The 13,180-nt window shown below is 55.6% G+C and carries 11 protein-coding genes; 2 read left to right on the forward strand and 9 right to left on the reverse strand.

The genetic code is table 11. The features are described 5' to 3' along the window. The first annotated feature begins 84 nt into the window (after positions 1-84). Positions 85-333, forward strand: coding sequence for a hypothetical protein (locus B9L19_RS14335; RefSeq protein WP_025948681.1), 249 nt, complete (start codon positions 85-87; stop codon positions 331-333). 33 nt (positions 334-366) lie between these two features. Here the strand turns inward: B9L19_RS14335 and B9L19_RS14340 are convergent, their stop codons facing one another. After that, entirely contained in the window at positions 367-1,107 is a 741-nt protein-coding gene (locus tag B9L19_RS14340; protein ID WP_033023955.1) for an alpha/beta fold hydrolase, read from the reverse strand. Between the two features lie 133 nt (positions 1,108-1,240). On the opposite strand from B9L19_RS14340, the gene B9L19_RS14345 reads away from it, so the two are divergent. Further along, the gene (locus B9L19_RS14345; RefSeq protein WP_011230302.1) at positions 1,241-1,429 is read left to right on the forward strand and encodes a YjzD family protein; all 189 of its coding nucleotides are present in this window, start codon (positions 1,241-1,243) and stop codon (positions 1,427-1,429) included. 289 nt (positions 1,430-1,718) lie between these two features. Here B9L19_RS14345 and clpB read toward each other — a convergent pair whose 3' ends face one another. The 8 genes from clpB to argJ all read right to left on the reverse strand — a co-directional run bounded on the left by clpB (position 1,719) and on the right by argJ (position 13,180). Then, on the reverse strand, positions 1,719-4,313 hold the full coding sequence (clpB, locus tag B9L19_RS14350) for an ATP-dependent chaperone ClpB (RefSeq protein ID WP_047753519.1): 2,595 nt from the start codon (positions 4,311-4,313) through the stop codon (positions 1,719-1,721). A gap of 107 nt (positions 4,314-4,420) precedes the next feature. Continuing rightward, positions 4,421-4,600: a YjzC family protein gene (locus B9L19_RS14355; RefSeq protein WP_025948684.1), complete on the reverse strand. Its 180-nt coding sequence runs from the start codon at positions 4,598-4,600 to the stop codon at positions 4,421-4,423. A gap of 183 nt (positions 4,601-4,783) precedes the next feature. Beyond that, positions 4,784-5,722, reverse strand: a complete 939-nt coding sequence (gene argF, locus B9L19_RS14360; protein ID WP_025948685.1) for an ornithine carbamoyltransferase — start codon at positions 5,720-5,722, stop codon at positions 4,784-4,786. Continuing rightward, positions 5,719-8,847, reverse strand: a complete 3,129-nt coding sequence (gene carB / locus B9L19_RS14365; protein WP_025948686.1) for a carbamoyl-phosphate synthase (glutamine-hydrolyzing) large subunit — start codon at positions 8,845-8,847, stop codon at positions 5,719-5,721. Before carB ends, argF begins: the two co-directional genes overlap by 4 nt. Next, a complete protein-coding gene (locus B9L19_RS14370; RefSeq protein WP_025948687.1) occupies positions 8,840-9,904 on the reverse strand; it encodes a carbamoyl phosphate synthase small subunit in 1,065 nt (354 codons plus the stop codon). Before B9L19_RS14370 ends, carB begins: the two co-directional genes overlap by 8 nt. Positions 9,905-9,992: 88 nt before the next feature. Further along, the gene (gene argD / locus B9L19_RS14375; RefSeq protein ID WP_025948688.1) at positions 9,993-11,153 is read right to left on the reverse strand and encodes an acetylornithine transaminase; all 1,161 of its coding nucleotides are present in this window, start codon (positions 11,151-11,153) and stop codon (positions 9,993-9,995) included. A gap of 2 nt (positions 11,154-11,155) precedes the next feature. After that, the gene (argB, locus tag B9L19_RS14380; protein WP_025948689.1) at positions 11,156-11,935 is read right to left on the reverse strand and encodes an acetylglutamate kinase; all 780 of its coding nucleotides are present in this window, start codon (positions 11,933-11,935) and stop codon (positions 11,156-11,158) included. Positions 11,936-11,947: 12 nt separating this feature from the next. Beyond that, on the reverse strand, positions 11,948-13,180 hold the full coding sequence (gene argJ / locus B9L19_RS14385) for a bifunctional ornithine acetyltransferase/N-acetylglutamate synthase (protein ID WP_025948690.1): 1,233 nt from the start codon (positions 13,178-13,180) through the stop codon (positions 11,948-11,950).

Genomic DNA, 13,180 nt, shown 5'->3' on the forward strand with positions numbered 1-13,180 from the left:
CTAAGGCATTTGTCCAAACCGCTTTTTCCTTTCTGCCATACAATACAAATACAAGCAACCATCGCATGAAAGGGAGGATCGCCCATGGCCAACGGCGAAGCGCAACAACGTCGCGAACGACAAGACCGTTTTTCCCGTCTAATGTTCGGATCTTTTCCTTCTCGCACGACCGGCGAGCGCGAAGATCAAGGGAACGGGGCAGAGCCACCTTTACTGCCGAACATCGATTTCATGAAACTGTTTGAAAACGTCAATACGCTAGCCGACTCATTGCAACAATTCAAACCGCTCGTGAAAAAGATCACCTCGCTCGTCGACTTATGGAAAAAATAGCAGACGCACCGATCGATGCGTCTGTCTTGCCGTTTACGGGAGTTCGTTGTATTGGCGGAAAAATTGCCCGATTTGCCGAGCCAGTTGGCGCCGTTTCTCCGGCAGCTCGTAAACGACGCACACCCGGTTGTTTGTCGTTTTCATCCATTGTTCATATTTACGGCTATGCAAGGCCGATGGATACGAGCTCACTCCGGCCAGCTGCCAAATCGTGACCGGAACGTCATGAGGACTGAGAAAGAGGGACGGGACAGCCTCCGGCACCGCTTCTTCTTTCAAGCCATAGGCAGTCGCGATTTCCTTCACCATCCGCCGGTACACGAATGGTTGTTCTTGTTCATAGTCAAGCTGGGCGCGTACGTCAAGACAGGGGTTGATCATGGCGATGGCGCGGATTTGGCTTGGCATGGCGCCAAGCAACTGCAAGGCAACGAGCGCGCCCATTCCTTCGGCAACGATGTAGATGCGCTGGTTCACAATTTCGCTTTTCAACACCGAGTAAATGAGCTGGCGCGCCAGCCGGACCGCTTTCGGACTTCCCCAATGCCGGCCGTACAAATGGGACGAAAAGACCGTATACCCACGTTCCAACCAATCTTCCAGCCATTGGCGCCGCCCCGGATGCTCGAGCCAAAAACTCGTCTGTTCGTTCACGTAATGATCGCCGTCGCCCATTAAAAAAAGGGCAAACCCATTGGGGCGCTCCGGCACGTGAACGATGCACCATTGCTCATCGAGTTGAAAAAACCGCCGTTGTTCTGCCATCGTTTCCATTCACCCTTGTTTGGCAATGCATAATGGTACAGTATACGATATGCGCGTCTGAAAAAAACGTCCGGGTATATGCCTACACGACAAATTGTGATAAGATAAGAAAAGGAATGATGCGAAGATAGGAGGAAATGTGATGCGCCTGTTTTGGACGTTTTTCTGGACGTTTTTGCTTGTGCAAATGGCAACGTACGTCATGGGCTCGATGCAAGGCATCGGCTACAACTTCGCAACCGGTGCTTTGCTTGGCGTCATCGTGACGATCTTAGTCTTCGTGATTGCAGCCCTGATTCCGGACGAGCCGGCTGGGGATCATCACCATTGATCATTCTCCTCATAAGACAACGCCTTGGGGTGAAAGTCCCAAGGCGTTGTTTTTTGTCATCCCTAATCGAGAAGCCCCATTCCAACACGCATATAGATGTAAGCGGAGGGGGATTCCATCTCGATTGATGTGGGCTTGTGTTTTCCGCCCATGCTCAAACAATGCGGCCAACCCCGACAGGCTCTTCACGTGCTCTGCGATGCTCAATGGGGTGGTCTGTATGAAGTTTTCATAAAACTTTTGACGCTCCCGACAAAAAGCACGTCTCTCGGCGTCGGCGGCGTCCCCTTCAGCTCGTTTGCGCCGACGGACGAATGACGATCTTCCCGTTGTCAACATCGACCGTGACGGTGCCGTACTCTCTCACCCGCCCGGCGATCAGCTCTTTCGCAAGCGGTGTTTCGATCTGCTTTTGCATAAACCGCTTTAAGGGGCGGGCGCCATATACTGGATCGAAGCCCGCTTCGGCGATGTATTGCTTCGCCGCTTCGGTCAGCACAAGTCCAATATGGCGATCTGTCAGACGGCGCGACAGCTCGCGTGCGAACTTTTCGACGATGCCCTTCACCTCATTCATCGACAATGGCTTAAATAAGACGATATCGTCGATCCGGTTTAAAAACTCGGGGCGGAAATGGGCGCGCAATTGGTCAAACACTTGGCGGCGCGTCTGTTCATCGATGCCGCCGTCTTTGTGTTCCAATAACAACGGCGAGCCGATGTTCGATGTCATAATGACGACTGTGTTTTTAAAATCGACTGTCCGCCCGTGCGAGTCGGTGAGCCGTCCGTCATCGAGCAGCTGCAGCAGGATGTTGAACACGTCCGGATGAGCTTTCTCGATTTCATCGAACAATAGAACGGAATACGGTTTGCGCCGCACCGCCTCGGTCAGCTGGCCGCCCTCCTCATAGCCGACATAGCCGGGCGGCGCCCCGATCAAACGGGAGACAGCATGTTTTTCCATGTATTCGGACATGTCGAGGCGAATAAGCTGCTCCTCGCTGTCAAACAGCGCCTCGGCAAGCGCTTTGGCCAGCTCCGTTTTGCCGACGCCGGTCGGTCCAAGGAACAAAAACGAGCCGATCGGGCGATGAGGATCTTTCAAGCCGGCCCGCGCCCGCAAGATGGCGTCGGCGACGAGCTCCACCGCTTCGTCTTGGCCGATGACCCGCTTATGGAGCCATTCATGAAGCCGCAGCAGCTTTTCCCGCTCCCCTTCGACAAGGCGGGTGAGCGGAATGCCGGTCCAGCGTGACACGATTTCGGCAATCTCTTCTTCCGTCACTTCCTCGCGCAGCAATTTTCCTTCCCGTTGCTCGTTGATTTCTTGCTCGAGCTGCCTGAGCTGCTTCTCAAGCTGCGGGATCCGTCCATGACGCAGCTCGGCCGCCCTGTTTAAATCGTAGTCGTTTTCCGCATCCTCGAGCTCACGCTTCGCCCGCTCAAGTTCCTCGCGCACGCGGCGGACACGGTCAAGCGCCTCTTTTTCTTGTTGCCATTGCGCTTTCATGGCGTTCGCTTTTTCGCGCAAGTCAGCGAGTTCTTTTTGCAATGCCACCAGCCGCTCGCGGCTCGCTTCATCCGTTTCTTTGCTTAAAGCCGCCTCTTCAATTTCCAGCTGCATGACGCGGCGCATGACTTCATCAAGCTCCGACGGCATCGATTCCATTTCCGTCCGGATCGTTGCGCACGCTTCATCGACCAAGTCGATCGCCTTGTCAGGCAAAAAGCGATCCGAGATGTAGCGATCGGACAACACCGCAGCCGCGACGAGCGCGCGATCGTGAATTTTCACCCCATGGTGCACTTCGTATCGCTCTTTCAACCCGCGCAAGATCGAAATCGTGTCCTCGACGCTCGGCTCTTGGACGAGCACTTGCTGGAAGCGGCGTTCGAGCGCCGGGTCTTTTTCGATGTATTGTCGGTACTCATCAAGCGTCGTCGCCCCGATGCAGCGCAGCTCGCCGCGGGCGAGCATCGGCTTTAACATATTGCCGGCGTCGATCGCCCCTTCGGCCCGGCCAGCGCCGACGATCATGTGCAGCTCGTCGATAAACAAGATGATGCGGCCCTCGCTTTTTTTGATTTCGTTCAATACAGCCTTCAGCCGCTCTTCAAACTCACCGCGAAACTTCGCTCCGGCGACGAGCGCGCTCATGTCAAGAGCGAAAATCGTTTTGTCTTTCAGCCCGTCCGGGACATCTTTGCGCACGATGCGCTGGGCGAGCCCCTCGACAATAGCGGTCTTCCCAACGCCCGGCTCGCCGATCAGCACCGGGTTGTTTTTCGTCTTCCGCGATAAAATGCGGATGACGCGGCGAATTTCACTGTCGCGGCCGATGACCGGATCGATTTTTCCCGCTTTCGCCTCGGCGACAAGGTCACGCCCGTATTTGGCCAACGCTTCATAGGTTGCTTCCGGATGTGGACTTGTCACGCGTTGATTCCCCCTTACCTTTCTCACGGCTTCTACCAGTGCTTCCTTTGTCAAGCCAAACGATGCCAGCTGCCGGGCAACCGGCTCGGCGCCATGAGGCAGCGCGAGCAGCACATGTTCGACCGATATGTACTCGTCTTGCATTCGCTTCGCTTCGTTTTCCGCCTCCTCAAGCAGCCGCGCCAAGGCGGGCGCAACGTACAGCTGCCCGTCCGCCCCATGCACTTCCGGCTTTTGACGAAGCTGGCTGCGAAGCCAGTGAGCGGCCTTTTCCTTGTCGGCGCCGGAAAGCTCCACGAGCCGCGGCGCCAGGCCACCTTCTTGTTCGAGCAGCGCAATGAGGAGATGCTCAACATCAAGCTGTTGATGATGGCGTTCTTTCGCCAGCGACTGCGCCGCCATCAGCGCCTCTTGCAGTTTTTCCGTCAAACGGCTTGCCTCCATGCCGTCCCCTCCATTTGACCTTTTTTGACTATAAATCATTATAGTGGATTGCGAAGCGCACGGCAAATGAAAAGCCACTCCATGCTTGGAATGGCTTTTGTTCTGCTTCACGTTTTGCGCAAATACGTCCAATGCCGGTTATGGTTCGACGTTTCCGGGAACGTATCGCCGGCTTTCAGTTTCAGCTTTTTCGGGTGTTTCACGTTGTCTCCCGTTTCGCCGATTTCAATGTATACACCGTTGTTCGGCGCTTTATCGCCTGGTTTGAAATGGCGCGGTTGGCCCATTTGTTTCATCCCCCTTGCTTCGATTGCATTTGTTATCATGCCCGGTTTCATCGCCGTTCATAAGAAGGAAAATGATGGCAGGCCGCAAACGGGACGCCAAGCTGTTCACAACGAAAAAGAGCTCTCCCCTCGAAATCCTTTTCAAAGTGAAAAAGGAACTCCCGAAACGGGAATTCCTTTTTCCTATAGGATCGACACTAAAATCGCTTTTTGGGCATGAAGCCGGTTGCCAGCCTGTTCAAAGACGACCGAGTTCGGGCCGTCCATGACGCCGGCCGTCACTTCTTCGCCGCGATGGGCCGGCAGGCAATGCAAAAAGAGGTAATCCGGTTTGGCCGCTTTGACGAGCTCTTCATTCACCTGGTACGGCTGAAACACGTTCAGCCGCTCGGCGCTTTCGCTTTCTTGCCCCATGCTCGTCCAAACATCCGTATAAATCGCGTCGGCTCCCGCCACCGCCACAAGCGGGTCGTGCGTCACCGTGACGGCGGCGCCTGTCTGTTCACCGATCCGGCGCGCCGCCTCGACGTATTCCTCCTTCGGCTCATAGCCCGGCGGACAGGCGATGGCGACATCCATGCCGACTTTGGCGGCCGCAACAAGCAAGGCGTTGGCGACGTTGTTCCCGTCGCCGACATAGGCGAGTTTGACGCCTTGGAACGTTTTCTTCGCTTCATAAATCGTCAGCAAATCCGCCAGCGCCTGGCACGGATGATCGTCGTCCGTCAGACCGTTGATGACCGGAACGGACGCATACTCGGCCAACTCCTCGACTTTTTGATGGGCAAATGTGCGAATCATCATGACATCGACGTATTGCGACAAGACGCGGGCCGTATCGGCGATCGTTTCGCCGCGGCCAAGCTGCAAATCGTTGCCGTTTAAATACATCGCTTGGCCGCCAAGCTGGATCATGCCGACTTCAAACGACACGCGCGTGCGCGTTGACGGCTTTTCAAAAATCATCGCCATTGTTTTCCCGGAAAGCGGCGTATACGATACACCGGATTTTTGTTTCGCTTTTAAATCAGCTGCTAACGACAGCAAGTCCAAAATTTCTTCTGTCGAGAAATCAAGAAGCGTTAAAAAATCTCTCCCTTTTAATGACATGACTGCATTCATGCGATCACCGCCTGTTCTGCCTGTTTTTTCTTTTCCAACCAGCCGTGGATCGGCTGCACATCAAGATGATCGACATCGAGCGCCTGCAAGAAGAGCTTCAATGTCTCACGTTCCGTGAAGACGAGCAATTGTCGGGACAACGCAGTCATTCGTTTGTTTGCCTCATCTTCTTCTTTGCCCAAGTTGATCACCGCGAGCGCCGTGTCGCGCTTCACCCAATCGGCAAATGAACCATCTGAAACGATGGTCAGCTGTTTCGCTGTCATCTCCGCCTCCAGTTCGGCGTCGATGTTGCCGATGACGTAGATCTCGTTCGCGTTCGCTTTCTTTTGCAAATACGGATAAAATGCTTTATACGCCGCTTCTTCTTTCGTCGCAGCGATGCTGATGCCTTCACCGGTCGATTTCATCTCCGGTCCAACCATCGGGTCAACCCCCGGCAGCTTATGGCTCGAAAAGACCGGATACTTTAACACGGCGTACGGCATGACCGCCAATCCGCGCGCTTTGTCGTCCACGATGTCGACAAGCGATTTCCCAAGCAATAATTTTGTCGCAATTTGCGCCAGCGGCACGCCGGTCGTTTTGCTGACGATCGGCACCGTCCGGCTCGCGCGCGGGTTCACTTCAAGGACGTATACATTGCCGTCCGCAATGACGTATTGGATGTTCATGATTCCTTTAAAGCCAAGCTTTTTGGCGATCCGGCCCGCATAGTCGATGATTTTCGCTTTTTCTTCGTCTGTGAGCGTCTGCGCCGGCAGCCAAGCATAGCTGTCGCCGGAATGGACGCCGGCTTTTTCGACATGTTCGATAATCGTCGGCAGTAAAATGTCCGTCCCATCCGTGGCGATGTCGGCCTCTGCCTCTTTCCCATCCAAATACGCATCAATCAAAATCGGATATGTCAACTCGCCTTGCTCAATCAAAGCGGCGAGCTGCGCCTCGCTATGGACGATAAACATGCCGCGCCCGCCGATGACGTACGATGGACGAAGCAGCACCGGGTAGCCGATCTCAGCCGCTTTGGCGGCGAGCTCCTCGGCGTTGTTCGCCATCAAGCCCGGTACGTGCGGGATGTCAAGGTCCTCAAGCAACTGGTAAAAACGGTCGCGGTCCTCGAGCTGATCAATCATATCGTACGTGACGCCCAGCAGCGGCACGCCGGCTTCTTCAAGCCCTTTGACCAAATTGATGGCCGTCTGGCCGCCAAATTGGACGATGACATGTTTGATTTGCTCCGCTTCAATGACATCCAAGACGCTCTCTAAGGTAAGTGGCTCAAAGTAAAGGCGATCGGCGACGGCAAAGTCCGTGCTGACGGTTTCCGGATTGTTGTTGATCATCACCGTTTCATAGCCTTCTTTTTGCAAGGCGAACACGCTATGAACGGAGCTGTAGTCAAACTCAATGCCTTGGCCGATGCGGATCGGTCCGGCTCCAATGATCAGCACTTTCTCCTTGCCGCTCGCTTTCTTCCGCTCGTCTTCGCCGAAATAGGTCGAGTAGTAATAATCCGTTTCCGAATGAAATTCGGCCGCACACGTGTCGACCATCTTGTACGACGGCGTGATGCCAAGCTCTTTTCGCTTTTTCCGCACGTCAAGCTCCGACACGCCCCACGTTTCAGCCAAAAAGGCGTCGCTAAATCCTTTTTCTTTCAAAAAGCGGAACGTCGGCTCATCGATCGTATCAATCGTGGTGGCTGCCGCCTGTTTTTCGAGCACCACGAGCCGTTCGAACGAAGCAAGGAAAAAGCGGTCAATTTTCGTCCATTCATGGATCTCCTCCACCGCCACCCCGCGGCGGAGCAGTTCCAAAATCGCGAAAAAGCGGCGGTCGTCTTTGTCAACAAGCAGCTGTTTCAGCTCGTCATTCGCTTTCGCCGCAAGCTCCGGCCCAAACAGTCCATTGTTTTTTCCTTCAAGCGACTGCACCGCTTTTTGGAACGCCCGCTCCATGTTGCGGTCGATCGCCATCACTTCCCCGGTCGCCTTCATTTGCGTGCCGAGCTTCCGGTCCGCATGCGGAAACTTGTCAAACGGCAGGCGCGGAAACTTGACGACGACGTAGTCTAATGCCGGTTCGAAGCTGGCGTACGTCGTTTTCGTCACTGGATTGACGAGTTCCGCAAGCGTATAGCCGACCGCGAGCTTCGCGGCAATACGGGCGATCGGGTAGCCGGTCGCCTTGGACGCCAGCGCCGACGAGCGGCTGACGCGCGGGTTGACTTCAATCAAGTAATATTGTTTGCTGTTCGGATCCAAGGCGAACTGAATGTTGCAACCGCCGATGATCCCCAATGCGGAAATGATTTTCACCGCCGACGAACGGAGCATTTGGTACTCCTCATCGGTCAACGTCTGCGATGGTGCGACGACGATCGAATCGCCCGTGTGGATGCCGACTGGATCGACGTTTTCCATATTGCAAACCGTGATGCACGTATTCGACTGGTCGCGCATCACTTCGTATTCAATTTCTTTAAACCCGGCGACGCTCCGTTCGATCAAACATTGGCGGATCGGGCTTTCGGCAAGCCCTTTTTCCACGAGCGCAAGAAACTGCTCCATGTTTTCGGCAATGCCGCCGCCTGTCCCGCCGAGCGTATACGCGGGACGAATAATGATCGGAAAACCGATTTGTTCGGCAAACGCGACCGCTTCCTCGACGCTTGTGACAATTTCGCTCTCCGGCACCGGTTCGCCAAGCTCATGCATTAACGCGCGGAACGCTTCGCGGTCTTCCCCGCGCTTAATGGCTTCAATCGGTGTTCCGAGCAGTCTCACCCCGTATTTTTCCAGCACGCCGGCTTCATGCAACTGAAACGCCATGTTGAGCCCGGTCTGGCCGCCGAATGTGGCCAGCAGCCCGTCCGGGCGTTCTTTGGCAATAATCGCTTCAACCGCCTCGACGGTGAGCGGTTCAAAATACACGGCATCGGCATGAACTTCATCGGTCATAATCGTCGCCGGATTGTTGTTCACTAAAATGACGCGGTATCCTTCTTCCTTTAAGGCGATGCACGCCTGCGTTCCCGAGTAATCAAACTCGGCGGCCTGGCCGATGACAATCGGCCCCGACCCGATCAGGAGAATCGATTGAAGCGATGTATCTTTAGGCATAGACGTTCTCTCCCTTAAACACGGTTTGCAAAAATTCGTCGAAAATATAGCCGGTATCGTGCGGCCCCGGATGCGCCTCCGGGTGATATTGCACCGACAAAATCGGTTTATGGCGATGGACGATGCCTTCGACCGAGCCGTCGTTGACGTTGATGAAGCGAATGTCAAACGGCGCGCCGACCAAGCTTCCCTCTTTGACGACATAACTATGGTTTTGCGATGTCATCATCACGTTTTGCTTCACCGCGTCCCACACCGGCTGGTTGGCGCCGCGATGCCCGAAGCGAAGCTTTTCCGTATCCGCCCCGTACGCCAAGGCGACGAGCTGATGGCCAAGGCAGATGGCGAGAGTCGGATATCGGTCGATGAGCCGGCGGATCGCCGGGAGCTGGGGGCTTAACTGTTTCGGATCGCCCGGGCCGTTCGAGAGCACAAGTCCGTCCGGTTTCAGCGCATCAATCGCTTCCGGCGCCGTATCATGCGGCACGACCGTCACCCGGCATCCGCGTGCAAGGAGCGACTGCAAAATCGACTTTTTATAGCCGAAATCGATGAGCACCAAATGCGGCCCGGCTTCGCCGTATGTTTCGATCGTTTTCGTTGACACCGCGCGCACGGGAAACACCGCTTCCTCATCCGCAACGGCTGGAATCGGCGACAAACTTAATTCCGCCATCATCGTTCCAGCGGTGCGGATTTCTTTCACAAGGGCGCGCGTGTCCACGTGCGTGAGAAGCGGAATGTTCCAATGCTGCAAGTATTCCGCCAGACTGTATTTCGCCCCGTAATGAAACCCTTCTCGGCTCGCCTCGTAGACGACGACCGCTTCCACATGCGGCCGCTTGCTTTCAAAATCGTCTTCGTTGATGCCGTAATTGCCGATCAGCGGGTACGTAAAAACGATGATTTGGTTTTTATACGACGGGTCGGTCAACACTTCTTGATACCCGGTCATGCCGGTGAAAAAAACGATCTCCCCGCTCACCTTTTCTTCAAGCGGAGCGGCGAGCTCCCCGCTGAACGTTTTTCCGCTCGCCACATGCAAGTACGCTTTCATTGGCGCCACCTCATCGTTTGAGTTTTTATAACCGTTCAAGAATTTTTATGCATGAACAGGAATAAAAATTAAGCCGTCGGCCGTCCGTTTACAAGACGGCTGAGGCGTTGGCGTTGTTCAACACGTTTGTTAAAATGTCCACCGCTTCATCGATTTCCGCTTTCGTCACGACAAGCGGCGGCAGCAGGCGAATCACCTTCGGACCCGCCGAGAGGACAAGCAAGCCGTTTTCGTGAATCAATGGCAACAGCGGCGCAACGTCCGTCTGGCACTCGATTCCAACCAGCAGCCCGAGCCCGCGCACATCGTTGACGATGTCAAGCGAAGCGAGCGCTTCGGTCAACCGTTCAAGCAAATAATTTCCCTTTTCTTGCACCTCTTGCAAAAACGCCGGATCAAACACGGCTTCAAGCGTCGCCTTGGCGGCGGCCATCGCGATCGGGTTGCCGCCAAACGTCGACCCGTGCACCCCAGGCCCAAACGACTCTTTCAAAAACGCTTTGCCGATCATCGCCCCAACCGGAATGCCGCTGCCAAGCCCTTTCGCTGCGGTGATGATGTCCGGCTCCACATCAAAGTGCTGGTACGCAAACGGCTTCCCGGTCCGGCCGATGCCGGTTTGCACCTCATCGATGATCAAAAGCGCGCCGTGTTGTTGGCACAGCTCCGCCGCCGTCTGCAAAAACGCCGGATCTACCGGGCGGACGCCGCCTTCCCCTTGGACGACCTCAAGCATGACTGCCGCCACGTCCTCGCTCATCGCCTGCTTGAGCGCGTCGACATCATCCAGCGGCAAGTGAATGAATTCCGGAAGCAGCGGACCAAAACCGCTATGCACTTTCTCCTGCCCGGTCGCCGCCATCGTCGCGAACGTCCGGCCGTGAAACGATTGGAAAAACGTGATCACTTTGTGTCGTCCGGTATGTTTGCGCGCCAGCTTCAGCGCCGCCTCGTTCGCTTCCGCCCCGCTGTTGCAGAAAAAAACATAATCGCCGGCGCTGTGGGCAACAAGCAAGGAGGCGACCTCTTCTTGAATCGGGATCGTAAACAAGTTCGAGACGTGCCAATATTGATTCAGCTGCGTTTCAACCGCCTTTTGCACGTGCGGATGGCGATGGCCGAGATTGCAGACGGCAATGCCGGAAACAAAGTCGAGATATTGTTTTCCGTTTACATCGGTCACCACCGTCCCTTTGGCCGACTGGACAGCAATCTTCCAACGGTTGTAAGTCGGAAACAGCGCGCTCATTATTAGTAGACCCCCACTTCGTTTTCTTTCCGAATCGTTGTCCCATACCACATTCCGTTCTGATAAAACGTCGTTTTGCCGCTGACGATCATCACCTCGGGCAGCGCATCGGACAAGGCGGAGAGCGCCGCTTGCACTTTTGGGATCATCCCGCCCGTGATGACGCCGTCTTCGATCAGTCGTTCAATCATTTCCACCGTCGCCTCGGCCACAAGCGCGCCGTCTCGCAAAATGCCGGGCACGTTCGTCACAAACGCGAGCTGGCTGGCGCCGATGGCCGCTGCGACCGCCCCGGCGGCCGTGTCGGCGTTAATGTTGTACGTTTGCCCGTTTTGGTCGATGCCAAGCGGGGAAATGACCGGGATGTAGCCCGCCACAAGCAGCGTGCGCAACAGCTGGGAACGAACGGTTTTCACACGGCCGACATAGCCGAGTTTGGCCAAGTCGATCGGTTCCGCTTCGAATAGCCCCCCGTCCACGCCGGAAACGCCGACCGCCGGCAAGCCGTTCTGCCTGAGCATCGCGACAAGCTGTTTGTTCACTTTGCCGGAGAGCACCATTTCCACAACCGCGAGCACGTCTTTCGTCGTCTTCCGCAAGCCGTTGACAAACTCGCTCGGCACCCCCAGCTTTTTCAGCATCTGTCCGATTTCCGGCCCGCCGCCGTGGACGATGACAACATCCATCCCTTGTTCCCGCATCGTTCTGACGCTGGCAAAAAAGGCGGGAGACAGCTCATCGAGCACGCTGCCGCCGCATTTGATGACGACCGTTTTCCCCATCGTTCTCTCCCCTTACGTCCGGTAGCTGGCGTTAATTTTCACATAATCGTATGTCAAGTCGCAGCCCCACGCTACGCCGAAGCCATCGCCCAAGTGCAAATCCACCTCAATGACGACGGTCTCTTGCTGTAAATACGCCGTCGCTTCTTCTTCCGAGAACAGCTGCGGCTCGCTTCCTTTCAGCATCACAATCGGCCCGATCGCGACATCAACATTGTCCGGATTCACTTCAGCATCCGAATAGCCGATCGCGCCGATGATCCGCCCCCAATTGGCGTCCGCGCCGTAAACGGCCGTTTTCACTAAGTTGGAGCCAACGATTTGCTTGGCGATCTTTTTCGCTTCGTCGTCCGTTTTTGCGCCGCGCACGCGAACTTCAATCAATTTTGTTGCCCCTTCGCCGTCTTTGGCAATTTGCTTCGCCAAGTCTTCGCACGTTTTCCGCAGCGCTTCATAAAAGTTTTCCCAGTCCGGATGATCTGGCGTCAATTCATCGTTTCCGGCAAGCCCGCTCGCCATCACGACGACCATATCATTTGTCGACGTATCGCCGTCAACCGTAATTTGGTTAAACGACACATCGGTAATCGATCGCAGCGCAGCATGCAGCACCGGCGACGAAATATTGGCATCGGTCGTAATGAACGCGAGCATCGTCGCCATGTTCGGATGGATCATCCCCGACCCTTTCGCCGCCCCGCCGACGGTGACCGTTTTCCCATCGACGGTCGTTTGGTAACAGGCGCGCTTCATCACCGTATCCGTCGTTAAAATCGCCGTTTGAAACGCCTCCGCATCCGCCGCTGTCGCCCCTGGGACGAGCTGTTTGATGCCGGCGCGGATTTTCTCCATCGGCAAGCATTCGCCAATGACGCCGGTGGAAGCTACCGCCACATAATGCGGCGCGAGGCCGAATTGTTTCGCGCACAATTCGCGCATTTCATAAGCGTCTTTGAGCCCTTGCGCACCGGTGCAGGCGTTCGCGCAGGCGCTGTTGACGATGACCGCCTGCAATTTTTGTTCTACAGCGAGGCTCGCCTGCGTCACTTTGAGCGGCGCCGCCTGAAAATGGCTTTGCGTATACACCGCCGCCGCCGAAGCGGGCACGTCGCATAGAATAACCCCTAAATCGTTTTTCGAGTAGCGCAGCCCGGCGTGCCCCCCAGCCGCTTGAAATCCTTTCGGCGTAACCACTGTTCCGTCGGCGACCGCCGCCACTTGCCCCGTTTGTTTTGTGATCGTCAT

Origin of the sequence: Geobacillus thermocatenulatus, from assembly GCF_002217655.1 — a bacterium.
In the GTDB taxonomy this organism is placed as follows: domain Bacteria; phylum Bacillota; class Bacilli; order Bacillales; family Anoxybacillaceae; genus Geobacillus; species Geobacillus thermocatenulatus.